The organism is Nocardiopsis sp. iso_186 (assembly GCF_056173365.1).
In genome coordinates, this window is sequence record NZ_CM149670.1 from 4,551,403 (window position 1) to 4,577,206 (window position 25,804).

Annotated in this window: 27 protein-coding genes; 11 read left to right on the plus strand and 16 right to left on the minus strand. The window is 68.1% G+C overall.

Annotation, left to right across the window (positions count from 1 at the left end):
- Nucleotides 1-197: 197 nt before the first annotated feature.
- Together AC0VYP_RS20005 and sigE are read right to left on the minus strand one after the other, a co-directional pair.
- Complete coding sequence (locus AC0VYP_RS20005) at nt 198-851, minus strand: anti-sigma factor family protein (RefSeq protein WP_475471217.1); 654 nt, start codon at nt 849-851, stop codon at nt 198-200.
- A complete protein-coding gene (gene sigE / locus AC0VYP_RS20010; RefSeq protein WP_285757600.1) occupies nt 848-1,420 on the minus strand; it encodes an RNA polymerase sigma factor SigE in 573 nt (190 codons plus the stop codon). Before sigE ends, AC0VYP_RS20005 begins: the two co-directional genes overlap by 4 nt.
- A 293-nt stretch (nt 1,421-1,713) precedes the next feature.
- On the opposite strand from sigE, the gene AC0VYP_RS20015 reads away from it, so the two are divergent.
- Nucleotides 1,714-2,322, plus strand: a complete 609-nt coding sequence (locus AC0VYP_RS20015) for an O-methyltransferase (protein WP_475474310.1) — start codon at nt 1,714-1,716, stop codon at nt 2,320-2,322.
- Between the two features lie 100 nt (nt 2,323-2,422).
- On the opposite strand, the gene AC0VYP_RS20020 is transcribed toward AC0VYP_RS20015, so the two are convergent.
- Nucleotides 2,423-3,919: a leucyl aminopeptidase gene (locus AC0VYP_RS20020; RefSeq protein ID WP_475471218.1), complete on the minus strand. Its 1,497-nt coding sequence runs from the start codon at nt 3,917-3,919 to the stop codon at nt 2,423-2,425.
- Nucleotides 3,920-4,068: 149 nt separating this feature from the next.
- On the minus strand, nt 4,069-4,236 hold the full coding sequence (locus AC0VYP_RS20025; RefSeq protein ID WP_285757602.1) for a DUF3117 domain-containing protein: 168 nt from the start codon (nt 4,234-4,236) through the stop codon (nt 4,069-4,071).
- Between the two features lie 338 nt (nt 4,237-4,574).
- On the opposite strand from AC0VYP_RS20025, the gene AC0VYP_RS20030 reads away from it, so the two are divergent.
- Complete coding sequence (locus AC0VYP_RS20030) at nt 4,575-5,366, plus strand: enoyl-CoA hydratase-related protein (protein WP_285757603.1); 792 nt, start codon at nt 4,575-4,577, stop codon at nt 5,364-5,366.
- A gap of 63 nt (nt 5,367-5,429) precedes the next feature.
- On the opposite strand, the gene AC0VYP_RS20035 is transcribed toward AC0VYP_RS20030, so the two are convergent.
- The 4 genes from AC0VYP_RS20035 to AC0VYP_RS20050 form a co-directional block, all read right to left on the minus strand.
- Entirely contained in the window at nt 5,430-6,761 is a 1,332-nt protein-coding gene (locus tag AC0VYP_RS20035; protein ID WP_475471221.1) for a serine/threonine-protein kinase, read from the minus strand.
- 136 nt (nt 6,762-6,897) lie between these two features.
- Nucleotides 6,898-7,404, minus strand: coding sequence for a hypothetical protein (locus AC0VYP_RS20040; protein WP_285757605.1), 507 nt, complete (start codon nt 7,402-7,404; stop codon nt 6,898-6,900).
- A 488-nt stretch (nt 7,405-7,892) separates the two neighbouring features.
- Nucleotides 7,893-8,351 carry an SRPBCC family protein gene (locus tag AC0VYP_RS20045; protein WP_475471222.1) on the minus strand — a complete coding sequence of 153 codons (459 nt, stop codon included), beginning with the start codon at nt 8,349-8,351 and terminating at the stop codon, nt 7,893-7,895.
- The gene (locus AC0VYP_RS20050; RefSeq protein WP_475471224.1) at nt 8,348-8,797 is read right to left on the minus strand and encodes a hypothetical protein; all 450 of its coding nucleotides are present in this window, start codon (nt 8,795-8,797) and stop codon (nt 8,348-8,350) included. The genes AC0VYP_RS20045 and AC0VYP_RS20050 overlap by 4 nt, the downstream gene beginning before the upstream one ends.
- Nucleotides 8,798-8,875: 78 nt before the next feature.
- Here AC0VYP_RS20050 and AC0VYP_RS20055 point away from each other — a divergent pair, with 78 nt between their 5' ends.
- On the plus strand, nt 8,876-9,193 hold the full coding sequence (locus tag AC0VYP_RS20055; RefSeq protein WP_285757608.1) for a hypothetical protein: 318 nt from the start codon (nt 8,876-8,878) through the stop codon (nt 9,191-9,193).
- Nucleotides 9,194-9,226: 33 nt separating this feature from the next.
- On the opposite strand, the gene AC0VYP_RS20060 is transcribed toward AC0VYP_RS20055, so the two are convergent.
- The 3 genes from AC0VYP_RS20060 to AC0VYP_RS20070 form a co-directional block, all read right to left on the minus strand.
- A complete protein-coding gene (locus tag AC0VYP_RS20060) occupies nt 9,227-10,045 on the minus strand; it encodes an LOG family protein (protein WP_285757609.1) in 819 nt (272 codons plus the stop codon).
- Nucleotides 10,046-10,128: 83 nt separating this feature from the next.
- Entirely contained in the window at nt 10,129-11,193 is a 1,065-nt protein-coding gene (gene dapE, locus AC0VYP_RS20065) for a succinyl-diaminopimelate desuccinylase (protein WP_285757610.1), read from the minus strand.
- Between the two features lie 151 nt (nt 11,194-11,344).
- Nucleotides 11,345-12,181: a 2,3,4,5-tetrahydropyridine-2,6-dicarboxylate N-succinyltransferase gene (locus tag AC0VYP_RS20070; protein ID WP_285757611.1), complete on the minus strand. Its 837-nt coding sequence runs from the start codon at nt 12,179-12,181 to the stop codon at nt 11,345-11,347.
- Nucleotides 12,182-12,481: 300 nt separating this feature from the next.
- Here AC0VYP_RS20070 and AC0VYP_RS20075 point away from each other — a divergent pair, with 300 nt between their 5' ends.
- Nucleotides 12,482-13,336, plus strand: coding sequence for a hypothetical protein (locus tag AC0VYP_RS20075; RefSeq protein WP_285757612.1), 855 nt, complete (start codon nt 12,482-12,484; stop codon nt 13,334-13,336).
- A gap of 47 nt (nt 13,337-13,383) precedes the next feature.
- Here the strand turns inward: AC0VYP_RS20075 and dapC are convergent, their stop codons facing one another.
- Nucleotides 13,384-14,499 (minus strand): succinyldiaminopimelate transaminase, encoded by a 1,116-nt coding sequence (gene dapC / locus AC0VYP_RS20080; RefSeq protein WP_475471226.1) that lies wholly within the window; start codon nt 14,497-14,499, stop codon nt 13,384-13,386.
- Between the two features lie 128 nt (nt 14,500-14,627).
- Nucleotides 14,628-14,951 carry a ferredoxin gene (fdxA, locus tag AC0VYP_RS20085; RefSeq protein WP_475474311.1) on the minus strand — a complete coding sequence of 108 codons (324 nt, stop codon included), beginning with the start codon at nt 14,949-14,951 and terminating at the stop codon, nt 14,628-14,630.
- 272 nt (nt 14,952-15,223) lie between these two features.
- Here fdxA and AC0VYP_RS20090 point away from each other — a divergent pair, with 272 nt between their 5' ends.
- The 3 genes from AC0VYP_RS20090 to AC0VYP_RS20100 all read left to right on the plus strand — a co-directional run bounded on the left by AC0VYP_RS20090 (nt 15,224) and on the right by AC0VYP_RS20100 (nt 17,867).
- On the plus strand, nt 15,224-15,445 hold the full coding sequence (locus AC0VYP_RS20090) for a putative acetyltransferase (protein WP_285757614.1): 222 nt from the start codon (nt 15,224-15,226) through the stop codon (nt 15,443-15,445).
- A gap of 101 nt (nt 15,446-15,546) precedes the next feature.
- The gene (locus AC0VYP_RS20095) at nt 15,547-16,881 is read left to right on the plus strand and encodes a hypothetical protein (RefSeq protein WP_475471228.1); all 1,335 of its coding nucleotides are present in this window, start codon (nt 15,547-15,549) and stop codon (nt 16,879-16,881) included.
- A 110-nt stretch (nt 16,882-16,991) separates the two neighbouring features.
- On the plus strand, nt 16,992-17,867 hold the full coding sequence (locus AC0VYP_RS20100) for a site-2 protease family protein (RefSeq protein ID WP_285757616.1): 876 nt from the start codon (nt 16,992-16,994) through the stop codon (nt 17,865-17,867).
- Here AC0VYP_RS20100 and AC0VYP_RS20105 read toward each other — a convergent pair.
- Nucleotides 17,825-18,307 carry a hypothetical protein gene (locus AC0VYP_RS20105; RefSeq protein ID WP_285757617.1) on the minus strand — a complete coding sequence of 161 codons (483 nt, stop codon included), beginning with the start codon at nt 18,305-18,307 and terminating at the stop codon, nt 17,825-17,827. The genes AC0VYP_RS20100 and AC0VYP_RS20105 overlap by 43 nt on opposite strands.
- A 54-nt stretch (nt 18,308-18,361) precedes the next feature.
- Nucleotides 18,362-19,222: an N-acetyl-1-D-myo-inositol-2-amino-2-deoxy-alpha-D-glucopyranoside deacetylase gene (gene mshB, locus AC0VYP_RS20110; protein WP_475471231.1), complete on the minus strand. Its 861-nt coding sequence runs from the start codon at nt 19,220-19,222 to the stop codon at nt 18,362-18,364.
- Nucleotides 19,223-19,332: 110 nt separating this feature from the next.
- On the opposite strand from mshB, the gene AC0VYP_RS20115 reads away from it, so the two are divergent.
- From AC0VYP_RS20115 to AC0VYP_RS20130, 4 genes are all read left to right on the plus strand, one after another.
- On the plus strand, nt 19,333-21,501 hold the full coding sequence (locus AC0VYP_RS20115; protein ID WP_475471233.1) for a S9 family peptidase: 2,169 nt from the start codon (nt 19,333-19,335) through the stop codon (nt 21,499-21,501).
- Between the two features lie 482 nt (nt 21,502-21,983).
- On the plus strand, nt 21,984-23,105 hold the full coding sequence (locus AC0VYP_RS20120; protein ID WP_475471234.1) for a S1 family peptidase: 1,122 nt from the start codon (nt 21,984-21,986) through the stop codon (nt 23,103-23,105).
- Between the two features lie 536 nt (nt 23,106-23,641).
- Entirely contained in the window at nt 23,642-24,808 is a 1,167-nt protein-coding gene (locus AC0VYP_RS20125; protein ID WP_285757621.1) for a S1 family peptidase, read from the plus strand.
- A 318-nt stretch (nt 24,809-25,126) separates the two neighbouring features.
- Nucleotides 25,127-25,492: a DUF3054 domain-containing protein gene (locus AC0VYP_RS20130; protein WP_285757622.1), complete on the plus strand. Its 366-nt coding sequence runs from the start codon at nt 25,127-25,129 to the stop codon at nt 25,490-25,492.
- Nucleotides 25,493-25,555: 63 nt separating this feature from the next.
- Here the strand turns inward: AC0VYP_RS20130 and AC0VYP_RS20135 are convergent, their stop codons facing one another.
- A complete protein-coding gene (locus AC0VYP_RS20135; RefSeq protein WP_285757623.1) occupies nt 25,556-25,771 on the minus strand; it encodes a CsbD family protein in 216 nt (71 codons plus the stop codon).
- Between the last annotated feature and the right edge of the window lie 33 nt (nt 25,772-25,804).

Sequence of the window (25,804 nt, forward strand, 5' to 3'; positions counted from 1 at the left end):
CCCCTCATAGGGGACGTCCTGGCCGGCGTGAGCGGCACGGCGAAGGACATCGACGCCGTCACCGCCACGGGGGGCGGGCGGACGTCCGGGGACGTCGCTCGCGGCGGTGAGCGAGACGAGACACAGCAGCGCACATAGGAGGGCACCCGACACCAGGGGGTGACGCAGGGGGCTTGTTCTCCAAGGGCGCTCAGCGCTCACCGGGGGTCGGCGGCACCGGGCCGCCCGGAGGCGTCATCGGTGGGGATCGCCGGGGGTGCGGGGACCGGGACCGTCATGGGCCCGGGCAGGGAGGCGTTCTTGGAAACGACGGCATGTTCGACGGCGAAGTCCGACAGGGGCGGGGAGACTGCGGGAGCACTCGCCCCTTCCTCACCCGCCATGAAAGCTGTGCTCAGGGCGACCGCGACGAAAGAGGCCCCGGCTACGGCGAACCGGGTGCGGTTCCAGCGCGGCCAGGCACGCACCGAGCGCTGCCGCGCGGTATCGACCTCAGCGGGAACGGTGGTGTCAACGGCCAGGGACGGACGAGCACCCCTGCCGAAGGACCCCGGCCACTGGCTGCCGACCGGACGGCTGGAGCCCAAGGGCGGAGAGGAACCGAACCCACCCGAAGCGGGTGGGTCGATGGGTCCGGTCCCGGGGGCGGTCATGGCGCTGAGTCGCCCCAGGAAGTCCGCGGAGGGCTCAGCAGGGCCGAGGTCGCGCAGCCGGCGCTTGACCGCGCGCAACATGTCGGCCTCGAAGCGACAGTTCTGGCAGCGGGCCAGGTGACCGAGTACCCGCTCACGGTCGGCGTTGCCGAGCTCACCGTTGACGAGCGCGGACAGCCGCTCTCCCAGATGACTCATGCGCCCTCCCTGGTCTGCTCGGCCGCAACGCGACGTCGGTGGTCGAGGGCTGCGCGCAGTTGGGCACGGCCACGGTGGATACGGCTGCGCACCGTACCGAGCTTTACCCCGAGGGTGGCGGCGATCTCCTCATAGGACAGGCCCTCGATGTCGCACAGTACGACGGGGGCACGGAACTCGGGTGCCAGCGCGTCCAGCGCCGCCTGTACGTCTGCGTCGAAGTGACGGTCGTCGTACGCCTGGGCCGGGGACGGCTCGCGGCCCTCCAACCGGTCGTCGGCGGTGTCGGGAAGCCCCTCGAAGCGGATCCGGGCGCGGCGGCGCGCAAGATCGAGGAAGAGGTTGGTGGTGATGCGGTGCAGCCAGCCCTCGAAGGTTCCCGGGGTGTAATTCGCCAGCGAGCGAAATACCCGGATGAAGACCTCCTGGGTGAGGTCCTCCGCGTCGTGCTGGTTGCCGGTCAGCCGATAGGCGAGGCGATAGACACGGGCCGAGTGGTTGCGCACGACCTCGTCCCAGCTGGGCGGCTCCCACTGGTCGAAGTCAACGGCGGCATCGGTGCCTGCCACTGGCGCTCTCCTCACGTCTGGCATGCGCGCTCGCCGGTTCTCGGAGGCCGGCGGCCGGTAGAACTCATGGACCCTTGTAAAAGGAAGTAACACACGGGACGGCCCATTAAGTTCCCGAACGGCGCGGTTGAGCTCCATGCGGGTTAGTCTGTGGCAGGGGACATGGCCCAACCGTGATGGAGACGACACCGTGTGTGACGCTCCGCGGTCGCCTGTACCGCGAACATCACGCTTGGATCCGGCACACGTGCGGGGAGGCCGTCATCGCCAGCCGAGACGACACTTTGGCCTACATAGAGCAGTACGTCACCGAGGACGACGCCCTGGTGTCCACCCGCGCACTGGGACAACGTACGGAGACCCATCCGGTGAGCGCTGCGAGCGGTGCGGCGCTGCGCTTCCTCGCAGCAGCGATCGACGCGCGCTCGGTCGTGGAGATCGGGACGGGGTGCGGTAGCTCCGGGATCTGGCTGCTGCGCGGGATGCGCTCCGACGGCATTTTGACCAGTGTCAACCTGGAACCCGAGTACCAGGAATTCGCCCGCGATGCCTATCACCAGGCCGGCTTCACCGCCAATCGGGCACGTCTCATCTCGGGGCGGGCGCTGGAGGTCCTGCCACGGCTGCGCGACACCGCCTACGACATGGTGTTCATCGACGCGGTGAGAGCCGAGTACCCGGCCTACCTCGCCGAGGCGCTGCGGCTGTTGCGGCGTGGCGGAATCGTGGTCTTCAACAACGCGTTGGAGGCCGGGAACACCGACGACGGCCCACTGCGGGTACCCGATGCCAACGCGATGGCGATCCGCGAGGTGGGACGGCTCGTCCGTGAAGACGAACGGCTGGTGCCGTTACTGCTTCCCATCGGGGACGGGCTGCTGGCCGCCATCGCCAACGGTTGACGGGGTGCACGCCGGGCCCGTCCTGCGGGCCGCCCCTGGGTCCGGTCGGCCTTCGGCCGGATCGCGGGGCCGCCACCGGTTGCACGGCCCCGCCCCTGGATCAGGCGCTCAACCAGCGCAACAGCAGACGGGTACCGAAAGCGGTCCCCCCCTTGCTCAGCACACCGTCCTCCGACATCGAACGCCCCGGGCCGGCGATGTCCACGTGTGCCCAGGGGACGTCTCCGGCGAATTCCCGGAGGAACAGGGCCGCCTCGGTTGCGCCAGGACTGCCGTAATCGCGTTTGGTGCTGATGTTGGCGAGGTCGGCGACGCGCGAGTCCAACGCGTCGCGGTACTCCTCCTGCAACGGCATCCGCCACAGCGGCTCGCCGGAGTCGTCCCCCGAACCGATGAGTGCCGTGGCAAGGGCGTCGTCGGTGGCGTAGAGCGCACCCGTTCCGGTCCCCAGTGCCACTTTGGCGGCACCGGTCAGAGTTGCCACGTCCACCAGCGTGTCGGGAGCGAGTTCGGCCACGGCGTAGCCCATGGCGTCGGCCAGGACCAGGCGTCCCTCCGCGTCGGTGTTGAGGACTTCGACCGTACGGCCGCTGTAGGTGGTCAAGACGTCGCTGGGCCGGGTGGCCGAACCGGAGAACGCGTTCTCGGCGAGGGCCAGCAGTCCGGTGACCCGTACTCGGGAACCGAGTTCGGCCAGTGCCGAGAGAACGGCCAGCACGATGCCTGCACCGCTCATGTCGGTCTTCATGAGCTTCATGGTGTCGGTCAACTTCAACGACAGTCCACCGGTGTCGAAGGTGATGCCCTTGCCCACGAGCACGACGTGTGCGGTGGGCTCCTCCGGTGTGTAGCTCAACTCGACCAGGCGGGGCGGCCTCGCCGATCCCTGGCCCACCGCGAGAATGGCACCGAACCCGTCCCGCCTGAGGTCGTCCTGGTCCCAGATCCTGACCCCGAGACCCGCCTGGGCCGCAACCTCCTCGGCCCGCGCAGCCAACCAGGCCGGATCTTTCTCGGCCGAGGGCGTATTGATGAGGTCACGGGCCAACAGCGTGGCACGGGCCAGCACGGTCCCGCGCCGGACCTGCTCATCGGCTGCCGCCGGATCGACACCGACGAGATCGATGACCGGGACCGGCTTGGCCCCCTTGGGTTCGCTGGCAAGGGTGAAGGTGTAGGAAGCCAGCAGCGCCCCCTCGGTGAAGGCGGTCAGCGCGGCGGGGTCCTCCTCCAGGGAAGCGACGGTGACCGCCACGTGCGAACGGCCTCTGACCGCCCTTGCCAATGCCGCGCCCGCCAGCCGCAGATCCTTTGCCCCGGCTGTGCCCGCGCCGAGCAGCAGCAGCCGGACCAGGCCCCGGCCGAGGTTGACCGGGAATTCGAGGGTCTGGCCGGACTTTCCGGTGAAATCGTAGGCGTCGAGCAGCCGTCCCAGCGGGGCCGGAAGTCTCTCGTCGAGGTCAAAAGAGGACAGACCGACACCCGGAATGATTGCCTCCGGCCCCTCCCCTCCGGCCCGGACGACGATGCAGACGAGGTCGGCGGAGGAGTTGACAAGGGTTCCCGCGACCGGGTGAATCTCCGTAGCGAAAGGCACGGATGCTCACAATCTTTACGTGCGTATTCGGTGCGTACCAGAGTGGGGCTGCGCTGACTCGACGGTGTGGGGAGTTGTGTTCGAGGTCAGGTTCAAACACCCGGTGGCGCGTCCGTACAGCAAATGGAACGGAATGTGAGGAGCCGGCGTCAGCCGACCACTCCGTTGAGGGCATCGGCGAGCTCGCCAGCCTCAGCCGGCGTCAGCTCGACCACGAGTCGGCCGCCGCCTTCGAGCGGGACCCGCATGATGATGCCGCGACCCTCCTTGGTGACCTCCATAGGTCCATCTCCGGTCCTCGGCTTCATCGCCGCCATGCCGTATCCCCTTTCCTGGGAAACTCTCGCTTCGTTCGATGGTTCGGTCCACCGGCTCGCCGGACCGCCGGAGCGAATCCGGAGCGAGGATTGATTCGGATCCGCGTGACTCGGCGAACGAATCACTGTTCTGTCATTATCTCGGTTTCGAGAGCCGGTTGGGAACGATCGAACGCCCTTGGAGACACCGGATCCCAAGAATGCGAACAGTTAAGGTTATAGCCGCATGGCCTCAGGGTGCCCCCGGCCGCGCCCGCACCAGTGCCTTCGCCGGTGGACGAGCGATTCGCCCAGAGGCTGCTCACACCTTGTTCCGGCCGACTTGAATAGGGGTTTTCGTGCCCGAGACAGACAGTGTTCGCTACGACCTGACCGACGGCGTCGCCACCATCACACTGAACCGCCCCGAGACGATGAACTCGCTGACGACGGAGGCGAAGGAGTCGCTGCTGAGCGCTTTGGAGCAGGCCCGCACCGACACCGCAGCCCGTGCAGTGGTGCTGACCGGGTCCGGCAAGGCGTTTTGCGCGGGACAGGACCTGGGTGAGCACGCGGCGGCGCTGGGCAACAACGAGGGTCTCAACGACACCGTGCGCAAGCACTACAACCCGATCGTGCTGGCACTCACCCAGCTGCCCAAACCTGTTCTGGCCTCGGTCAACGGCGCGGCAGCCGGAGCGGGGGCGTCGTTGGCCCTCGCCTGCGACCTGCGCATCGCCTCGGATCGGGCGTCTTTCATGATGGCCTTCGCCAAAGTTGGACTGGGCTCCGATTCGGGCGCGTCGTGGACGCTGCCGCGGCTGATCGGACAGTCCCGCGCCTTGGAGATGCTGTTGCTGGCCGAACCGGTGAAGGCCGAGCGGGCGCTGGAGATCGGGCTCGTCAACCGGGTCGTGGAACACGACCGGTTGGTGGAGGCAACCCACGAGTTGGCCGTTCGGTTGGCTGCGGGGCCCACGATCGCCTACTCCGCGATCAAAGCGGAGGTCGCCTTCGGCTCGGCGCTGGACCTGAAGCGGGCACTGGAGATGGAGGCCGCGTTGCAGGACCAGTGCGCCGACACCGCCGACCACCTCAACGCGACCTTGGCTTTCCTGGAGAAGCAGGAACCCACCTTCGAGGGCCGCTGACGAGCGCCGGCCGCACCGCGCCCCCGTGCGCCGAGGTCCACGAGTCGTCTGGACCCGGCTGGTTCAGACGACGTTGACGCTGCGAAGAAACGCGATCACGATCCACAGCAGTACCAGTCCGAGAACACCCACGACCACGAGCACGCCGACGAGCAGGCCGACGTTGACCCCGCCCGTGGCCGGAGGTGCCTCTTGGGCGGGGTACTGCGGCGGGTACGAGATCGGCTGCGGCCCCGGTCGTGCGAACGGCGCCGGGTTGGCCGGTGGGATCTGCTGCGCCCAGTTGGGCATCGGCTGTTGCGACGGGAAAACGGAAGGACGATTCTGCTGGGCCGGATAGGGCCCGGTGGGGTAGTGGTAACCGAAAGGGCTGGGGTACGGCTGTGGCCCCGTGGGGGGCGGCGGGTGGGGAGGCTGCCATGACCGCGGTCGGGGCGTCTCGGCAGCCGGTGCCAGCGGCGGATAGGAGCGGTAGATCTCAGCGGTGGCGCTTTCCTGGGCGCCGGTGTCGGCGGCCGCGATCGCGCCCGCGACAAGGGTCTGCTGCGGCAACGGCTGCTCTTTCTCCGCCGACCCCGTGTCGGCCTCGACCCCCAGGACGCTCAACAGGGCCTGGGCCGCTGTCGGCCGGGCGGCCGGGTCCTTGTCGAGGCAGCGCAGTGCGAGGCCGCGCAGGGGGCCGCTCAGCTCGCCGAGGTCGGGTTCCTCGTTGACGACCCGATGCACCACTGCCCGCAGCGAATCATGCCCGAAAGGCCCTGACCCGGTGGCCGCGTAGACGAGGGTTGCGGCCCAGGCGAACAGGTTGACGGCCGGACCCAACGGGCCTCCGGTGATCTGCTCGGGTGCCATGTAGGCGGGAGTCCCCGCGATGCGGCTGGTGAGGATCGCGGTGCCCTCAAGCGCGCGGGCGATACCGAAATCGATGACCCGCGGGCCTCCCGGCGCCATCAGAACATTGCCGGGCTTGAAGTCCCGGTGCACGATTCCGGCCTGGTGGATGGCTGCCAACGCAGTGATCGTGCCGACGGCGAGCCGCTCCAGGGCAGCACCGCGTAGTGGCCCGTCCCCTCGGAGCACCGCCTGCAGGGAAGGGCCGTCCACGTACTCGCTGACGACGTAGGGCGGATCGGCGTCGATGTCGGCCGCCAACACCTGGGCGGTGCAGAAGCGCGCGACACGACGTGCCAGTTCCACCTCTTCTGCGAGCTGGGCCCGCAGGCCGGCGACGTCGAGGGCGTCGGCATGCAGCATCTTGACCGCCACCTGGCCACCGTCATGGCTTCGACCGAGGTAGACGACTCCCTGACCGCCCTTGCCCAGCCTCGCGGTCAGAGCGTATTCACCGACCTGGGTGGGATCGGTGGCGGTCAGGGGGCTCAGTTGGACCGTCATTGGGGCTCCCGGTGCATGGCCTGCCGGCGCGGATCGCGGCGTGGATACGGGGGTCTGCGCACGTGGAAGCGGATCGGACGCCACGCGTTGGCCTCCCTGCAAGAAGGACCCTAGCCCGCTGTGAACAGCGCTGCGACTACTTGAGGGTTCCCTCGGAGGTCATCTGGGTCCCTCCGTGCGAGACCGCGACCCACTGGGCTTCCAGGGTGTCGGGCGCGGACCCGAGGGTGAGGGTCAGGACACTTTCGTCAACACAGCGGTTGTCGGGATCGTAGGTCTCGACATAGTCGAAGACCAGGGAGTCCCCCGTGTTCTCGGTAAGGGTGACGCTGCCCCGACAACCGAGGGTGAACCAGTCGGCGCTTCCCCGGTTGGTGCCGGCATCGAGCTTGAGCTTGGCCCCCCAGTCGATGACGAGCGCCCCCTCCGCGTCACGCTGGGACATCTCCCCGCTCCAGCTCCCGGTGTAGGGATCGGGAATGGCTTCCCGGAGCGGAGCCGCCGCTTCCTCCCCTGGCAGCAGCGCCCAGGTGGTGACGCCGGCCGCGGCGAGCAGCACGACGAGGCCCGCGGCCGCACCGAGAAGGATCTTGGGCCGGCGGTTGCTGTGCCGGGTGGACCTGGGCGGCGGCCACAGGGACATCTGCGTGACCGGCGATGCAGAACCCGGCTCCCGGTTAGGGGCTGGGCGGGTGGGAACCTCGTTCACCGCGGGCCCTCGCTTATGGGCAGGCGCGGGGCGAGATGGTGCGCGTAGATCATCGCTTCCTCCAATGCGAGCGAGCGCATGGGCTCGTTCGCGGGTACAGCGAATGAGAATAAGCCACCCGAACCCTGCCCATGAATACCTGCTACGTGACGAACGACACAGCAAAACGAGATCGAGGCGCAATCAAAAGGCCGAATAGTCGGCGACTTCGGCGGGCCGGCAGTCGTTGAAACGACTGGAAGCCGCTTCTTTCATTGAAAACGCCGCCTCGACAGCACCTTTGCCCACAAAACGGAAGCCGTGCCTTCGTGCATCGCCAGGCGAATGGGACCGTTCGGGCAGGCAATCCCGAACGCCCTGAAACCGAGGCCGGCCCTTGCGCCACTCCGGTCCCGCACCGCACGCGCTTCGCGACCGCCGCACTAGCCGCGCGCGCGCTCGCCGAGCGCGCGCAGGGAGCGGGCGAAGAAAAAGGTGAGAGCCGGCTCGGCCAGCGGCCACCCCGCCCGGCCCAGTCCCCCCAACGGCGGGAGCACCCACTCCGTCCAGGTGATCTTCGACCTTCCATCGGTCAGCGGGACGATGTCGAAGCGTCCGCGACCGCGGACGATACGGCCGTGGTGCGCGACTTCGCAGTACCCGGGTTCGCCGTCGGCCGGCGGCTGCCAACCGGTGATCTCCATCGGGTCGTGGAAGCCGACGGGGCCGACACCGGTGAAGGCGAGTACGCGCGCACCCGTGCCTGCTCCGCCGTGGGCACGGGTCAACGTCATCCAGCGGTCGTGTTGTTCCCAGTTGACCAGGGTCGCCCAGACGCGCTCGGCCGGAGCAGGACACTCATGGACGACCTGGACGCGGATCTCCTTCTGGGGGTCGCTCATGCCTCACGACCTTCCTCGACGGAGCCCTGCTCGGTGCGGCTGGCCAGAGCAGGGACCTCTCCCCCGGCCCGCTCCGTGATCTCCTGCCCCACGGCACCGGCCTCGACCTCCTCGGGGGGCCGTGGGTACCAGACACGCTGCGCGACGGTGCTCTGCTCTCCCAAGCGGGACTCCAACTCGGCAATGCGGGCGTCCCGGGTACTGAGTGCGGAGGCCACCCGGTCGAGCACCTCGTGAACGGCACGCACGTGATAGCCCCACAGGGCGAGCGGCAGGCGGACTCTGGCGACGTCCTCGCCGGCCACAGGACGGTCCAGCGGCAGTTCGAGCGGGGGGTGGTCGGCCTCGAAACGTGCCAACTGGCCACCGTGCCCCATGACCACGACGGCCACGGCGGCGAGAACGGCGAGGGCTGCGAGCGCGGTCAGGATCAGGATGGGAATCACGCATTCGATCGTGCCATACCGATTCCGGTCCCTCAGGCTGTCCGCTGCCCGGCGAGGTGGCGTGGGAGACTCGATCACGTGCCGACCGACGAGGTTTTCAGCGTGTTTCCGCCCGACGTAGGCGCAACGGACGCCTGCGATGCGGGGTACCGGCCGACGGTGGACCTGGTTCGTACCCTTACCGCAGGCTCCCGCCCGGTACTGGTGCGCTGCCGCCCCGGACCCGACGCGCCAGAGGACCTTGCCCAGACCCTGGCCCTGGTCTCGGTTTACGCGTGGCTCGGAGTGCGGTTCTTCGCCACGGGGCATCCGCTTGAGGTGCGCCAGGCCCTGGACCTGGTCGCGTCCGTCCAGGGTGCCCGGCCCCCTGCGGCAGCGCGCAGAGGGCTGGCCTGACTCCCCCTGTCCCGCAGCCGCGGGGCAGTCGGTTCAGCCGGCGTCCGCTGCCTGCTGTACGGCCTCGGCTCCCTCGTCCACCGACGCCTGCTCGGTCGCGGTGCGGTGTCCGATGATCTCGGCGTGTGCGGTGCGGATGATGTCCACGACCTCGTCGGGGTCGTCGGTGAGATGGATGAGGTCGGGGTCGTCCGGTGAGATGACGCCCTCGGAGAGCAGGGTGTCGCGGATCCAGTCCACCAGGCCGCCCCAGAACCGGGTACCGACCAGGATCACCGGGAACCGGGTCACCTTGCCGGTCTGCACCAGGGTGATGGCCTCGAACAGTTCGTCCAGGGTGCCGAAGCCACCTGGGAGCACCACGAACGCCTGCGAGTACTTCAAGAACATCGTCTTGCGGACGAAGAAGTACCGGAAGGTCACGCCGACGTCAACATGGGGGTTGAGCGACTGCTCGAAGGGCAGCTCGATCCCCAGTCCGATCGACGTGCCGCCGCCCTCCTGGGCACCCTTGTTCGCGGCTTCCATCATTCCGGGGCCACCGCCGGTGATGACGCTGTAGCCCTCCTTGACGATCTTGGAACCGATCGTCTCGCCTAGCGCGTAGTAGGGACTCTCCGGCTTGATCCTGGCCGAGCCGAAAACACAGACCGCCTTACCCGTGTCGGCGAGAAGGCCGAAGCCCTCGACGAATTCCGACTGGATGCGAAGGACCCGCCAGGGGTCGGTGTGCACCCAGTCGGCAGGGCCACGGCGGTCGAGCAGGCGCTGGTCAGTGGTGGTGTCGGGAATGGCCTTACCTCGATAGGTCAGGGGGCCCGCCCGTCGCACGTCAGATTCAGATCGCGTCATAGCGCAACGCTACCCAGTCATCATGCCCAACCGTTGAAGGGCTGCGAACGTGGCGGGGACCGTTAGTTGTCGGGATGGGGATGCTACCCGTTGCCGGTCAGCCATACGGTCATCCGCTGCTCAGCACGCACGATCTCCGTCAGGGTGACGTACTCGTCCTTGGTGTGGGCCAGGGTGGGGTCCCCCGGGCCGTAGTTGACGGCGGGCACCCCCAGCTCCGACATCCGTGCCACATCGGTCCAACCGAGTTTGGCGCGCGCGTGTCCTTCGCCGACCGCGCGTACGAACGCCTCGGCCGCCGGATGGTCGAGGCCGGGGCGTGCCGGGGCGGCGGCATCGGTGACCTGGACCTCGAAGCCCGCAAAGACCTCTCGGAGGTGGGCCTCCGCTGCGGCGACCGAACGGTCGGGGGCGAACCGGTAGTTGACGGTGACCACGCACTCGTCGGGGATGACGTTGCCGGCGACCCCTCCACGCACGAACACGGCGTTGAGCCCTTCGTGGTACTCAAGTCCTTCGACCACGGGGCGGCGGGGCTCATAGGAGCGGAGGACGTCGAGGACCCGACCGGCATCGTGGATGGCGTTGCGTCCCATCCACGAGCGTGCACTGTGCGCACGTTCGCCGCGGACGGTCACCTCAACGCGCATGGTGCCTTGGCAGCCACCCTCGATCTGGCCGCCCGTGGGCTCCATTAGCACCGCGAAGTCGCCGGTCAACCACTGGGGGTTGTGTGCGGCCAGGCGCCGAAGACCGTTGCGCTCGGCGTCGATCTCCTCGCAGTCGTAGAAGACATACGTGACGTCGTGCACCGGCTCGGTGACAGTGGCGGCGAGCTTGAGCTGGACAGCGACACCGCTCTTCATGTCGGAGGTCCCACAGCCGTACAACCGTCCCTGTTCGATCCGCGAGGGGAGGTTCCCGGCGACGGGGACGGTGTCCAGGTGTCCGGCGATGACGACGCGCCGGGAACGGCCGAGGTCGGTGCGCGCCACGACCGAATCCCCGTCGCGCTCGACGGTGAGGTGCGAGCAGCCGCGCAGTGCCGCCTCGACGGCGTCGGCGAGCGTCCGTTCGTCCCCGCTGACCGACTCGATATCGACGATGGCTGCGGTGAGATCACGGACATCGGAACTGAGGTCCAACATGGAGAAGGCGCTTTCGTGGTGATCCGGATGATCGGACAGGGCGCTGTGCCGCCCGGGTCCGGGCGGCACAGCGGGAAACGACCGGCAAGCCGGGCACGGTGGCGTCCGCCCGGACTTGCCCCGCCCGCGATTGCATGCGGGCGGCCATTGGTCAGGCGTTGACGCCGTGCTCGCGCAGCAGCTCGTTCAGGGCGAGCTTGTCGTGCTCCTGGCCTTCTTCCAACCGCTTGAGCACGAGCAGGCACGGCATGCCGAAGTCACCACCGGGGAAGCTCTTGACCCGGTTGGCGGTGACGCACACCGACCACGCGGGCGCCTCCCCGCGCTTGAGCTCTTCACCGGTCTGGGCGTCGAAGACCCGGGTGGAGGAGGTCAGGAGGGTTCCCGCGCCGAGCTTGGCGCCTCGGCGCACCCGGGCCCCTTCGACCACCATGCTGCGCGAACCGAGGAAGGCGTCGTCCTCGACGATGACCGGTGCGGCCTGCGGGGGCTCCAGGACACCGCCGATGCCGACCCCGCCCGACAGGTGCACGTTCTCACCGACCTGCGCGCAGGAACCCACAGTGGCCCAGGTGTCAACCATCGTGCCCGAGCCCACGTAGGCGCCGAAATTGGTGAAGGAAGGCATCAGGACCACACCGGGCGCGAGATAGGCACCCCAGCGGGCGATCGCGCCGGGCACGACACGCACGCCGTCGAACCGGGTCTTGAGGGGGATCCGGTCGTGGTGGTAGAAGTCCCCCACCTTGGACTCCTCCATCCCCAGGACCTTGAAGCTGAGCAGGATGGAGCGCTTGGCGCGTTCGTCCACGACGACCTCGTCGGTGGCGGGGTCCACGAACGCGACGCGGGCCTTTCCGGCGTCGAGTTCGTCGACGGCGCCGACAATGGCGTCGCGGGCTTCGGTGTCATCGGGGGTCAGCTCGGCGCGGCGCTCCCAGAGTTGGTCGATGGTGGCAGGAAGCGGACTGGTGAACGAGGTGGTCATGGCTGTGGAGCCTACCGGTCCCGACGGGGGGCGACCGAAACGCAATCCCCTGTGCGGGACGGTCTGCCCGCCCTTGGGACGCACGGCGCGGGGCTGCTTGCATGGTCGGTCTCCATCGCGTACCCGAGAGGTCCGTGCGACAACCCTTTACTATGCATGGGGAGGGCGTCCCCCACCTCGTTCTCCCGCTGTCCCGTCCGGTGTTCGCCCTTTCGGGTCGCACCGTCCGGTCCACCCTGTCAGACGAGGCGGTTTATCGCGCCATAGCGCGATTTCCCCCAATATCTATATGGTCTGCCCGTGCCCAAGAAGCGTCGAAGAATTTCCGCGTTCTTCAAGATCCTCATCGCGCTGACCCTGTCCTGCGGCGTTCTCGTCGCCGTCGGGTTCTACGTGATGCGGTCGGTCCAACCCATCGATATCTCTCCCCCGCCGCCGTCGGAGGGCTGTGTCGCGACGACCGAGGAGGACACCAACAACCTGGAGGTCGAACAGGCTGCCAACGCATCGACGGTAGCGGGAGTGGCCTTCTCCAGAACGCTTCCTCCGCAAGCCGTCGTCATCGCCTACGCGACCGTGTGGCAGGAGTCGAAGTTCTACAACATCCGGCACGGGGACCGGGACTCGCAGGGCCTGTTCCAGCAGCGGCCCTCCATGGCCTGGGGCACTCCTGAACAGATCACCGACCCCGTCTACTCCAGTGCGGCGTTCTACGACGAACTGGTCACGATCGACGGGTACACCGACATGCCGGTGCACGAGGCCGCACAGGCCGTGCAGCGCAGCGCCGACGGTTTCGCCTACGACCAGCACGAACCGCGGTCGCAGGCGATGACCAACGCCTTCACCGGCGCCGAGGGGCCGGCCGTGCACTGCTGGTTCGACACCGACAACGCGGTCGTCACCGACGTGGAAGGGGCTGCCACGGAGATGGAGCGGGTGTTTGGCATCCGACCCGACCAGCTCGACAAGGCGAAGGACCGCCAGACCGGCGAGATGGGCTGGGCGATGGCCCAATGGGCGGTGGCCCACGCCCATACCTATGGGCTGAACTCGGTGAGTTACGCCGACCGGCGCTGGACGATGGCCTCCGGGGCCCAGGGGTGGGGGGAGTCCGCCGACCCCACACCCGAGAACGAGGTCGTCCTGGGCTGATCGGATCGGATCCTGCCGGGGCCGCCCGCGGGCGGCCCCGGCAGGCGTCAGGCCAAACCGTCGAGACGCTTGACCGCTGCTGCTACACGTTCGTCGGTCGCGGTGAACGCCACCCTGACGTGCCCGGAACCGGCTGCGCCGTAGAACTCTCCGGGGGCCACCAGGATCCCCTGTTCGGCGAGGAGCCGCACCGCCCCCCAGCCATCGTGTTCGGGATGGGCGGCCCACAGGTAGAGTCCGGCCTCCGAGTGCGTGATGACCCAGCCGGCGCGCTCCAGCGCCCCGCGCAGCAGCGCGCGACGCGCTCCGTAGCGCTCCTTCTGCACGGCCGCGTGGGCGTCATCGTCCAGCGCGGCTGTCATGGCCGCCTGCACAGGAGCGGGCACGATCATTCCCGCGTGCTTGCGTACCGCCAGCAACTCCGCGACCAGGGCCGGGTCCCCGGTCACGAACGCCGCACGGTACCCGGCGAGGTTGGAACGCTTGGAGAGCGAGTGGACGGCCAGCAGTCCCTCGTGCGAACCGCCGCAAATGTCGGGGTGCAGGATCGACAGCGGGGTGGCGCCGTCCCAGCCCAGGTCCAGATAGCACTCGTCCGAAGCCACGACCACACCGCGCTCGCGCGCCCAGGACACGACTTTGCGCAGGTGGTCGCGGCCGAGGATCCGACCGGTGGGGTTGGCCGGGGAGTTGATCCAGACCAGGCCCGGGGTCTCGGGCCCCAGACGGGTGAATCCGTCGGAGGCTACCGGCCGTGCTCCGGCGATCCGGCTTCCGACGTCATAGGTCGGATAGGCGAGCTCCGGATGCACGACCGTGTGCTCGGCGCCCAGGCCCAGCAACGTCGGCAGCCAGGCAACGAGTTCCTTGGAACCGACGGTCGGCAGAATCGCGGAGGGATCGACGGTCACACCGTGTTGACGGGCCAGCCAGCCGGCGGCCGACGCACGCAGAGCGGCTTTGCCATGAGTGGTCGGGTAACCCGGCGAATCGGCGGCCGCGGCCAGGGCAGCACGCAGGGACTCGGGCACCGGGTTGACCGGGGTCCCCACGGACAGGTTGACGATGCCGTCAAAGTGACGCGCCGCGGTCTCCTTGTACGGGAGCAGCCGATCCCACGGGAAAATCGGCAGGCGGTTGACCACAGGACGTCGCTGGGCCATCGGTGATCGCATCCCCTCGTCGCGGTTTACTCGGGCGTGGTGAAAGCCGCCGCGCCGCCCGGTGGGGCGGCGCGGCGGGATGGTGCGGGCTGGGACACCGGCCGCGCTGACGCGACCGGACGTCCTTGCTATCCCTCGCCCTGCGGCGGTAGCGCCGCGATCAGCGGGTGGTCCTTCTCGACCTTGCCGAGTTTGGAGGCGCCACCGGGCGAGCCGAGGTCGTCGAAGAAGTTGACGTTCGCCTTGTAGTAGCCGGACCATTCGCCGGGCAGGTCGTCCTCGTAGTAGATGGCCTCTACGGGGCACACCGGCTCGCAGGCGCCGCAGTTGACGCACTCGTCCGGGTGGATGTAGAGCATGCGCTCGCCCTCGTAGATGCAGTTGACGGGGCACTCCTCGATGCATGCCTTGTCGAGCACATCGACGCACGGCTGCGCGATGACGTAGGTCACGTCGTACTCCTCTTCGGTCTTCGCCACGTTGACCGCGTATGTGGTTCCGCTATGCCACCAGTCTGACCGAGTCGGCACCCGAGCCGGAAACGGTGCCCTGACCCCGCCATCAGACGACGGTTGCGCGCGGTTAAGGATCAGCATCGTCGCGGTGGTGGGTTCGAGCGTCCAGGTGACATACGTTTCGCTGTACCTAGTATTGCGTTGTCGGGACCGTGAAACGCAATCGGGGGTGTGTCGGGGTGGCCTACGGCGGACGTTTGGAACATTCGGTGTCGTCCGCAGACCTCGGTCGGCGCGCTACTCTGCGCATCAAGCTCCCTGACGGACGGTTCCGGGATATCGTCGGGGTACTGGAGTGGTGGGACGCCGGCGTGATCGGCGTGCGGCGGCGCGACGGTTCCGCGGCACGGGTTGACGAGGCCGACGTGGTCGCGAGCCGGATCGTGCCCCAACAGCCACCGCCGCGGCGCAGGGCCGCGCCGGGTTCATAGTCGCTCCACCGGGGAAGTACTTCAGGCCAGGGCGTTCAACGAGACCAGATCCGTGGCGCCTCAAGCGATCGCGGTTCGACAGGAGGTGGCGAAGTCACGCCATGCAGGAGACCGTCGCGTCCGCTCTCGCCCAACTCGCGCGTATCGACCCTGCCGCGGCCACGACCGCCGAGAGCGCCCTTGACACTCTGATTGCCGGGCGCGGCTTGGAGGGCCTCAGCCAGCGGGCTGTGCAGGAGTTCTGCTGGCACGTGCTACCGGCCCGGTTCGCCTCCGACCCTGCCGAATGGCGTTTCATCACCGACTCGCTGGGCTCCCTGTTCCATCTCCTGGACCTTCCCCGCTACGCCGAGATCTGCGCCTGCGACCGCACCCACGAGATCCTGAACGCCTACTCGGTGTCGCACGAGAACGGGGTAGCGGCGTACGAGAAGCACATGCGCTCCTCCGGGATCCTGCCCCCGGATCTGTCCGAACTGACCTGGGGAACGGCCCTCGGCAGCGCCGAGATCGAGGCCCAGCACGCCACTTCGGCCGCCCTGGAACTGGCGATAGCGGCGGGCGACGTGCGCCCGGGAGCGCGCGGTTGGCGCACGGCGCAGGAGGAGCGGGCACGCGCGTTCCTCATCCAGCCCGACGCCCAGGGACGCAGCAGGCTCGACAAGATCCGCCGTGAACGCGTCCAGGAATGGCTCTCGTCGCCCTTTCATCCGCACCGCAAACACCTGCTCCCACTGGGCGGGCAGATCGCTTCGGGCGCGGAGATCCCACACGACGCGCCCAAGGCACTGGCACCGGTACAGCGTCTGCTGGACTACGCCGACGAGGGCATCGGACTGACCCAGATCGGTTACATCTCACCGACCGTCGTGCGGGAACTGTGTACCGAGTTCGACTGGACCACCACTCCCGCGCCCCCGCGCAGCGAGACCGACGCCATGCAGTTGATCGCCCTTCACAAACTGCTGCGCAACATGCGCGCGGTACGCCGCTCGGGCCGACGGCTGATCCTGACCCGGCGTGGGCGGCAGTTGCACGACAACACCGACGAACTGTGGCGGGCGGTGACCGAGAGCGTTCTCGTCACCGACGGTTTCGAACAGGCCGCCACGGAGACGCTGCTGGGCCTGCTCCTGCTGCGTTCGCCGCGTTCGGCCGGCAGTCCCAGTCGTGACGAGAACGTGGACATCGCTGAAGAGGCCCGCCTGGTGCTGGCCAAGGCCGGGTGGGAGCACGACAACACCGGCGACAGCCCGGAGACCCAGCAGGTGCGCTCGGTACTGATCACCGTGACCTGGCTACTGGAGACGCTTGGATGCATCGTGGGCCGTGACCTTCTGGGCGAGGGGCGCTCCAAACGGCTCACCAAGGTCGGACGGGCGTTCGCACTGACCGCCATCCACCTGTCCGCGACGACTCCACGGGCTTCGCTCTAGACCGCTCCCCCGATCGGGTGTCGTGTCGGCACCCCATAACCTGGCTGGTACCGCGGTTGCCTCCACGTCCGCGGCAACAGCCCACCAGGATCGCCAACAGCGGGAGCACCATGTCCACGCCGGAACCGGACCAGCCGCGGGAGCCCGACGAGCAGGGCCCCGCGGGCCAGCCCGCGCGAGCCGGGACGGTCTCCCTCTCGCCTCCGTCCCGGTTCGACTTCGTCCCGAGTCCGGTCTTCGCTTCCCTGCTGTTGCTGGCCGCAGCCGCCGGATGGCTGTCCTGGACACGGTTGGAGGGGGAGTACCTGGACGGCCAGACCAGCTACGCGGCTTTCGCACTGATCCTGATCGGCTGGGTGATCTGCCTGGCACTGCACGAGTTCGCGCACGGACTGGCCGCCTACCTGCTCGGCGACCGGTCACTGCGCTCCAGCGCCTACCTCCGGCTCAACCCGCTGAAGTTCAAGGAATTGTTCGCCGGCCTGATCCTGCCCCTGGTCTTCCTGTTCCTGGCGCGGGTGGGAATGACCGGCCCACCGGTCTACCTCGACCCCGACGCGGTTCCCGGCCGCGCCAAGAGGACGGTGATCGCGCTGAGCGGTCCGGCAGCCAACGCGGTGTTGGTACTGGTGCTGACGGTGGTACTCAAAACGCTGGTCCCCGGTGGAGCCATCACCAACAACTGGGTGCTCGACGCCCTGGTGTTCCTGTGCTTCCTCAACATCACCGCGCTGGTGCTGAACCTGCTACCGGTGCCGGGAACCGACGTCTTCGCGGCGATCGCTCCCCACATCCCCGGAACGTGGGTCAGGGACAACGCCAGGGCCCTGGGCATCTTCGGCTCGGTGGCGATCTTCGCGGTGCTGTCGCTGCCCCCGCTGCGAGCAGGGATTCTGGAGCTGATGGGGGCGGTCTTCGAGGTGGTGACCGGGCTCTCCGGGAACTACGTCCTCGGCGGTGCCACGCTCTTCTTCATCTGGGGCTGAGTGTTCATCAGCGTGCCCAGCACCGCAGCGAGGACCCCACCGTAGAGGAACACGTAGTTGACCGGGGTGGACGTCATCAGGACGTCACCCGAGCCCGACGGCGCGATCAGGGCGAGGCTGGCGAGCACCCAGCCAAGGGCCAAGGACGCACCACCGACCACGGATCCGACCGCCCAGCCCGCGACCCGGCAGGCCAAAAACACCGCGACGAGGAGAAGTACCACGGTGAGAGCGGCCAGCGCCTGGCCCGCCGCACCAGTGAGCCAGAGCCAGGACAGCCAACTGACCGAGAACCCCGTCACGATTCCGCCGACCAGACCGAGCGCCGCGAGGAAGACCGGGCACAGCACACCCAAGGCGGTGTTCAGGGTGTTCTCCAGTGCGGATACGTCCTTGTGGGCGTAACCGCTCTGCGGGGTGTGCGACGAGGAAGTGCTCACGTTCAGCAGCGTAGCGCCAGCCCCCGGCTGCGGGAGCGGCGAGTCGTGCACTGATCAGGCGAACAGGTCCGTCTCGTATCCGTCGGTGACGCGGCGGGGCGCCGGACCGCGCAGGAGCGTGAAGTACTCGGTCGCGCTGATCTCCTGGGCGATGTCGTTGGACAGCGCGAACCGCTCGCCTTCAACGGTGATCTGGGTGCTGTGCGCACGCATCGCCAGCGCCTTGGCCGCCCAGTACCGGGAGCCGTTGACCCTGGTGGTGACCAGCTCGTCGGAGGTACCGGGGGCGATGTCCTCGATGGAGGACGGCGGCGTGAACGATCCCGGTTCTCCCTGCAACCGTGCAACGGACTTCTCCAGTACCGAGCGGGGATGGGCGATCGCATAGAGCTTGCGGGTCTGCCACGGCGGGCCCGGCAGCGTGCGTTCCGCCGCCTTGCTGAAGGCGCGCTTGGTGACACGGTGCGCCTGGATGTGGTCGGGATGGCCGTAACCGCCGTTTTCGTCGTAGCTGACGACGACATCCGGACGCACCTCGCGGATGATCGCGGCGAGCCGGTGCGCGGCTTCCTCCACGTCAGCACGCCAGAAAGAAGCCGGATGATCATTGGTGTCCGCGCCCATCATCCCGGAGTCGCGGTAGTGGCCGCGCCCGCCGAGGAAGCGGTGGTCGCGCACGCCCAGCGCGACGCACGCCTTGGCAAGCTCCCCGGCCCGATACTCGCCGAGGTCGCCCTCGCGGTCTGCGGCCAGGTGGGCGAGGTCGGCCGGGATGACCTCCCCCTCCTCACCGAGGGTGCAGGTCACCAGAGTCACCTCGACGCCCTGGGCCGCATAAGCGGCCATTGTCGCCCCCGTCACGATGGACTCGTCATCGGGATGGGCGTGAACCAGCAGCAAGTGACGCTCTCTCATACTCGGGGACGATACCTGGCGGAATCGAAGGCGCGCCGATGGACCCTCTGCGCCTCGCCGGTGCCGGGTGCCGCCCTCCCGAAAGCCGCTCGGGCTGCCACAATCAACGCATGACTTTTGCACGTCAATACGCCCGCACCAGGCGATTCATGCTCGGCGTTCCACGATCGTTCTCGATCTCCCCGGACGGACGACGTGTCGCGTTTTTGCGCGGCCGACACGGGACCGATCCGGCCGCCTGTCTGTGGGTACTGGAGTGCGTGAGCGGAGACGAGTGGGTCGTGGCCGACCCGCGCGCGATCGGGTCGGCCGATGAGGACCTGCCGCCCGAGGAGCGTGCCCGCCGGGAGCGGCTACGCGAGTCCGGCGGCGGGATCGTCTCCTACAGTGTCAACGCCTCCTTCACCCGGGCCGCTTTCACGCTCTCGGGTCGGCTCTACTACGTGGAACTGGTCGGCGACAACGCCACGCCACTGGAGCTCCCCGCGGTGGGGCCGGTCATCGACCCGGTTCTCGATCCCAAGGGCGAGTCGGTGGCCTACGTCAGCGGTGGGGCGATCCACGTGATCGGAATCGGTGACGGATCCGACCGGGTGATCGCCGAGCCCGACGGCCCCGACGTCACCTGGGGGCTGGCCGAGTTCCTGGCCGCCGAGGAGATGAGCCGCTACCGCGGTATGTGGTGGTCCCCCGACGGTGCTTCCTTGTTGGCCGCCCGGGTCAACGACTCAGCGGTGCGGCGGTGGCACATCTCCGACCCCGGAAACCCCGAGGCGGCACCGCAGGTGATGGCCTATCCCGCCGCGGGCACCGACAACGCCGAGGTGCGCCTCGCCGTGCTGGCGGTATCGGGCTCCGAGGCGAGCGCGCCGCCGCGCCCCGCCTGGCTGGACTGGGACCGCGAGGCGCTTCCCTACCTGGTGTCCGCCGGATGGACCACCGGCCCCGAAGGCAACCCCACTGCGGTGTTCAGCGCGCAGAGCCGCGCCCAGGACGTGCTGACGGTGTTCAGTGCCGACCCGGTCACCGGGCTGTCCTTCGAATTGCTGACCGAGCGTTCGAAGACGTGGGTGGAGAACATGCCGGGGATTCCGGCGTTCACCGGAAGCGGTCGGCTGCTGTGGCTCGGGGTCCGCTCCGGGGCGACCGAACGCGTGCTCTACGCCGGGGAGGAGCCGATCAGCATGCCTGGGCAGTACGTGCGGGCGCTGGCCGACGTCAACGGTGAGCGGGTGCTCTATTCGGCTTCGGAGCCGGGTGTACCCCACCACGTGGGGTTGTGGCTGCACGATCTGAAGCAGGGATCGTGCACCGAGGTGGAGTTCCCTGGGGCGCAGGGCCCGGGAGTCCACAGTGGACGTCTGAGGGGCGACACACTGGTGGTGCAGCGGCGTGACCTGTCCGCTCCGGGAGTGCGCACGGCTGTGGTCCGGGAGGCGAGCACCGAGACCCGACAGCGGGTGGCGGAGATCGCAAGTTTCGCGGAGCGCCCGGACCTTCCCGGGGTGAACGTACGAATCGCCTCGGTGGGTGAACGCCGAATCCCCGCAGCACTGGTGCTTCCGTGCTGGTACGAGGTCGGATCGGAGCCTCTTCCCGTGCTGATGGACCCCTACGGAGGCCCGCACGCCCAGCGGGTGCTCGGTGCCCAGGGCGCCTACCTGACCTCGCAGTGGTTCGCCGACCAGGGATTCGCCGTACTCATCGCCGACGGGAGAGGCACTCCGGGTGTCGGCCTGGAGTGGGAGCACGCCATCCACAAGGACGTGTCGGAGGTGGTCCTCGCCGATCAGGCGGAGGCGCTGCGCGGCGCCTCCGAGGAGTTCGGGGTCGAGCTGGACCTGGACCGGGTCGCGATTCGCGGCTGGTCGTTCGGCGGATACCTGGCGGCGCTGGCGGTCCTGCGCCGGCCCGACGTGTTCCACGCCGCGATCGCGGGGGCGCCGGTCACCGACTGGCGCCTGTACGACACCCACTACACGGAGCGGTACCTGGGATTCCCCGACAGCGACCCGTTGGCCTACGAACGGGCTTCACTGCTGGGCGACGCCTCCGGGCTCCGGCGGCCGCTGATGTTGGTCCACGGACTCGCCGACGACAACGTCGTCTTCGCGCATTCACAGCGGCTTTCCTCCGCCCTACTGGCAGCTGGCCGACCCCACACCGTGCTGCCTTTGTCAGGAGCCACACATATGCCAACCGATGAAGTAGTTTCGGAGAATTTGCTCCTGCTTCAGGTGCGTTTCCTACGCGAATCCCTTGACCTCGACGCCGAATAGCGACGATTACCGAAGACGAACGGGCGGCCTCCTGGGGAGGCCGCCCGTTCGCTATTCGAAACCAGGTTGACTACCGGACCCAGCCAAGTGAACACGCAACGTAGTTAAATTCCCCACGAACATGGCCTGATCCGGCCACCGGAAAACATTGTTTTCCCATCGTGAGCATGTTCCGCGCCGGACAAGAGGGGGTTCGACAGGGCCGCCACTTTGCGGTTTATCCCGATCGCAACAAACGGCCGACACCCAGACTCGACGCATTTCAAGATCAAATTCAGGGACGACGGTTTATCACTCCGTAATCGCCCTATTGCGAACTGTGGCCGATGACTTATCGTTTCAAATCGTTTACTGAACTCCGGTAAACGCGAGCCGGCGACCAATTCTCACAAGGGTGGCCGCCGCCTCTGGGAACGCGCTGAGTCCCCGCTCGTTAGCGCGCGGTCCCGCCCTGGTTCACTCACCCAGAAAGGGCAGGGTCAATGCAGAAATCCCCCGTCTTCCGTGCCTTCACCGGCACTGCGCTCGCTTTCGGCCTGGTGGTCGCAGCGGCACCCTACGCCGTGGCGGCTCCCGCCGAGACGACGTCTTCCGGCACGGCCACTACGGCCGCAGCAACCCAGTCCAGTGCCCTGGAGCGCGACCTCGGGCTGAGCAAGGCCGAGATCGCCGAGCTTCAACTCGCCGAGGCCGAAGCCAGCACGCTTGAAGCAGAACTGCGAGAGACCCTGGGCGACGACTTCGGGGGAGCCGTCTTCGACGCAGAGACCCTGAACCTGGCGGTCAAGGTCACCGACGCGTCAGCCGTCCCTGCCGTGGAGGCCGCCGGCGCGACCGCAGAGGTCGTGACCTACGGCGAGTCCACCCTGGACGCAATCGTCGAGGACCTCAACGACACCGGTGCCGCGCCCAGCGTCACCGGATGGTACGTCAACAGCGCCGACGACTCCGTGGTCGTCACGGTCCTGGAAGGCCAGACGGCCACCGCCGAGGCACTGATCGCCGACGCGTCGGTGAACGAGAAGGCGGTGCGCATCGAGGAGACCACGCAGGTTCCCGAGACCTTCGCCGACATCATCGGCGGCAACGCCTACTACATCGGCAGCGGCCGCTGCTCCATCGGGTTCAGCGTCGTGGGCGGCTTCGTCACCGCCGGCCACTGCGGCAGCGCCGGGCAGTCCACCACCTACGGCACGATCCAGGGCTCGATCTTCCCGAATCGTGACATGGGATGGGTCCGCACCCCGAGCCACACCCCGCGCCCGTGGGTGAACCGCTACAACGGCACCAACATCACCGTCACCGGCTCGACCGAAGCCGCCATCGGCGCGTCGGTCTGCCGCTCCGGCTCCACCACCGGCTGGCGCTGCGGAACCATCCAGGCCAAGAACCAGACCGTTAACTACGCCCAGGGCCCGGTCTACTACATGACCCGCACCAGCGCCTGCGCCCAGCCCGGTGACTCCGGCGGCAGCTGGCTCTCCGGCACGCAGGCCCAGGGTGTCACCTCCGGTGGCTCCGGCAACTGCACCATCGGCGGAACCACCTTCTTCCAGCCGATCAACCCCATCCTCAGCCAGTACGGCCTCAGCCTCCTGACCTAAAAACCCAGGACCGATCAACGGTGTCCTTCCCGTCCCCGCCGGGGACGGGAAGGACACCCCTCCCGATGCCGGCCGGTCGGCGCCCGATCCCCCGGGCTCCGACCGGTTTTTTGCTGCCGGAAGGCAGGTCACAACCCAGCAGCGGATTCGATTCAAGCAATCACACAGAGTAGTACTACGTTCCGCAAAATGGCCCAATCCGGCCACATCGATTACTTGCTTTTTGCCACTTGCCTGATTTCGGCACGTTAGAGGCCCATGGCGACAGCTCTGCCACGTCGCAATTCGCCCGATCGCCCCCACGCGACACCCGGGAAAGCGCGCCATCGAGCAGTGCCCTCCATCCCTACCGCTGAGTAACTACCCTGTCGCGAATAGTCAGATATGACTTATGGTTGCCAACTGTTTACCGAATGTGCGGTAAGCAGCGGTCTGCGGTCATCTAGGTAAAGATGTCGCCGGCCGGGAGAGGCGCGTTGAGCCCCCGTTCCTGAACGCGCCCCTCCACACAGGCACACGAACCCGAAGGGCAGGGTATGAAGAGAGCATCCGTGGCACGCGCGTTCGGCGGCACGGTCCTGGCACTGGGCCTCGCAGCGTCGGCCGCACCAGTGGCCTGGGCCGATGCCACCGCAGCGGACACCCCCGACCCCCTGGTCAGCTCCCCCGGTCAGTTCGAGGCCCTCAAGCGCGACCTGGGTCTTAGTTCGGCCGACGCGACCGATCTCATGGCGAAGGAAGGCAAGGCCCGCACCCTGGAGGCCGAGCTGCGCGACACCCTTGGCAGCGACTTCGGCGGCGCGGTCTTCGACGTCGCCGACGGCACCCTCACCGTGTCCGTGACCGACGAGGCGGCCGTGCCCACCGTGGAGGAGGCCGGCGCTCGGGCCGAGGTCGTCACCTACGGCGAGCAGGCGCTGGACAACGTCGTCTCCGACCTCAACACCGCCGGCAGCGACGCCGAGGACGGCGTGACCGGGTGGTACGTGGACGCCGCCGACGATTCCGTCGTCATCACCGTTCTCGAAGGCCAGGAAAAGGCCGCCGAGGAGCTGGTGGCCGAGGCCGGGGTGGAGGCCGAGGCCGTCACCGTGCGGGAGAGCGCCGAACAGCCCACCACGCTGGCCGACGTCGTCGGCGGCAACCCCTACTACTTCTCCCAGGGCGGACAGGCCTACGTCTGCTCCGTCGGCTTCGGCGTGGTCGGAGGGTACGTAACGGCCGGCCACTGCGGCGAGACCGGCTCGACCACCTACCTCAACTCCGGCCTGTCCCAGACACTGGGCACCGTCGAGTCGTCCACGTTCCCCGGCAGCGACAAGGCCTGGGTGTCCACTGGCTCCGAGCACACCCCGACCGGCACGGTCAACGGCTACGACAACGCTGACATCACCGTCACCGGTTCCGACGAGGCCGGGATCGGCGCGTCGGTGTGCCGCTCCGGTCAGACCACCGGATGGCACTGCGGGACCATCGAGTCCAAGAACTCCACCGTCAACTACCCCGAAGGCTCCGTTTCCGGCCTGACCCGCACCACGGCCTGCGCCGAGGGCGGGGATTCCGGCGGCTCCTGGGTGGCGGGCACCGAGGCCCAGGGTGTGACCTCCGGCGGTTCCGGTAACTGCACCACCGGAGGCACCACCTACTTCCAGCCGGTCAACGAGATCCTCTCCGACAACAACCTCACCCTCATCACCGGCTAACTCCCTCACGACGGTTGCCCCGGCCCGCACCAGGGTCGGGGCAACCTTCTTGTCAGGCAATCCGGTGGTGGGAACCGGTCGGCACCCACTCCGTCCCCGGTGTCGGCCGGTTCGCCGTCGCCACCCGAACCTTCACCGCCCGGAGGTGCGCCACAGGGTCCGCCGGCGCTCCGCCGAGGACGAAGCTCTCGAACCACATGCGGGCGCCACGAAGGTCCATCGCCGGCAGGGGGATCGCCTCTTCTTTCCCGGCCGGTCGCGACCGGGCGCCGGGCAAACCGTTCGGCCGCGGGAGCAGTGACGGCCTAGGCTTCGACCATGCGCTTTCTCCGGGCCGCAGCCCTCGACACCGCTTCCGTCCTGGCGTTCACCGTGGTCGGGCGGGCCAGTCACGGTTCTCTCACCGACCTGTCGGGCCTGGGAACAACATTTTGGCCATTCGCGGCAGCCCTCTCGGCAGGATGGCTGGTGACCCTGGCGTGGCGCGCGCCTGCCGCCCCGCTCCGAACCGGACTGGGGGTGTGGGCGGTGACCGTTGCCGGTGCGATGCTGTTGCGCACTCTCAGCGGGGAGGGCACAGAACCGGCGTTCATCGTCGTGACCTCACTGTTCCTCGGCGCGACCCTACTGGGGTGGCGAGGGATCGCGACCTGGTTGCGGCGCCGGAACGCAACCACTCCTTAGCCCCGCACACAGCAGTGGCCCGGGGTCTCCCCCGGGCCACGAAACGATGCTGATCCCGCTCGACTAGCGGGTGGGGCGGTGCTTGTCACCACCGAGGCCGTCAACGGTCCCGCGGACACCGTCCTTGAGGTCTTCCTTGGCTTCGCGCGCGTTGCCCTTGGCCTGTTCCGCACGGCCTTCGGCCTTGAGCCGCTCGTTTCCGGTGACCTTGCCGGCACCTTCCTTGAGCTTGCCCTTGATCTGCTCGCCCTTGCTCTGACCCTTTTCACCGGCAGCCATGTCAGTCTCCATATCCGTGTCGAGAACGTGTGA

Coding starts and splice junctions, on each gene's coding strand:
- AC0VYP_RS20060 (WP_285757609.1), bottom strand. CDS start 10,045: ATGACGCGATCTGAATCTGACGTGCGACGGGCGGGCCCCCTGACCTAT.
- AC0VYP_RS20130 (WP_285757622.1), top strand. CDS start 25,127: ATGCGCTTTCTCCGGGCCGCAGCCCTCGACACCGCTTCCGTCCTGGCG.
- mshB (WP_475471231.1), bottom strand. CDS start 19,222: ATGAGAGAGCGTCACTTGCTGCTGGTTCACGCCCATCCCGATGACGAG.
- AC0VYP_RS20125 (WP_285757621.1), top strand. CDS start 23,642: ATGAAGAGAGCATCCGTGGCACGCGCGTTCGGCGGCACGGTCCTGGCA.
- AC0VYP_RS20115 (WP_475471233.1), top strand. CDS start 19,333: ATGACTTTTGCACGTCAATACGCCCGCACCAGGCGATTCATGCTCGGC.
- AC0VYP_RS20005 (WP_475471217.1), bottom strand. CDS start 851: ATGAGTCATCTGGGAGAGCGGCTGTCCGCGCTCGTCAACGGTGAGCTC.
- AC0VYP_RS20095 (WP_475471228.1), top strand. CDS start 15,547: ATGCAGGAGACCGTCGCGTCCGCTCTCGCCCAACTCGCGCGTATCGAC.
- dapC (WP_475471226.1), bottom strand. CDS start 14,499: ATGGCCCAGCGACGTCCTGTGGTCAACCGCCTGCCGATTTTCCCGTGG.
- AC0VYP_RS20120 (WP_475471234.1), top strand. CDS start 21,984: ATGCAGAAATCCCCCGTCTTCCGTGCCTTCACCGGCACTGCGCTCGCT.
- AC0VYP_RS20070 (WP_285757611.1), bottom strand. CDS start 12,181: ATGACCACCTCGTTCACCAGTCCGCTTCCTGCCACCATCGACCAACTC.
- dapE (WP_285757610.1), bottom strand. CDS start 11,193: ATGTTGGACCTCAGTTCCGATGTCCGTGATCTCACCGCAGCCATCGTC.
- AC0VYP_RS20025 (WP_285757602.1), bottom strand. CDS start 4,236: ATGGCGGCGATGAAGCCGAGGACCGGAGATGGACCTATGGAGGTCACC.
- AC0VYP_RS20040 (WP_285757605.1), bottom strand. CDS start 7,404: ATGTCCCTGTGGCCGCCGCCCAGGTCCACCCGGCACAGCAACCGCCGG.
- AC0VYP_RS20135 (WP_285757623.1), bottom strand. CDS start 25,771: ATGGCTGCCGGTGAAAAGGGTCAGAGCAAGGGCGAGCAGATCAAGGGC.
- AC0VYP_RS20035 (WP_475471221.1), bottom strand. CDS start 6,761: ATGACGGTCCAACTGAGCCCCCTGACCGCCACCGATCCCACCCAGGTC.
- AC0VYP_RS20045 (WP_475471222.1), bottom strand. CDS start 8,351: ATGAGCGACCCCCAGAAGGAGATCCGCGTCCAGGTCGTCCATGAGTGT.
- AC0VYP_RS20100 (WP_285757616.1), top strand. CDS start 16,992: ATGTCCACGCCGGAACCGGACCAGCCGCGGGAGCCCGACGAGCAGGGC.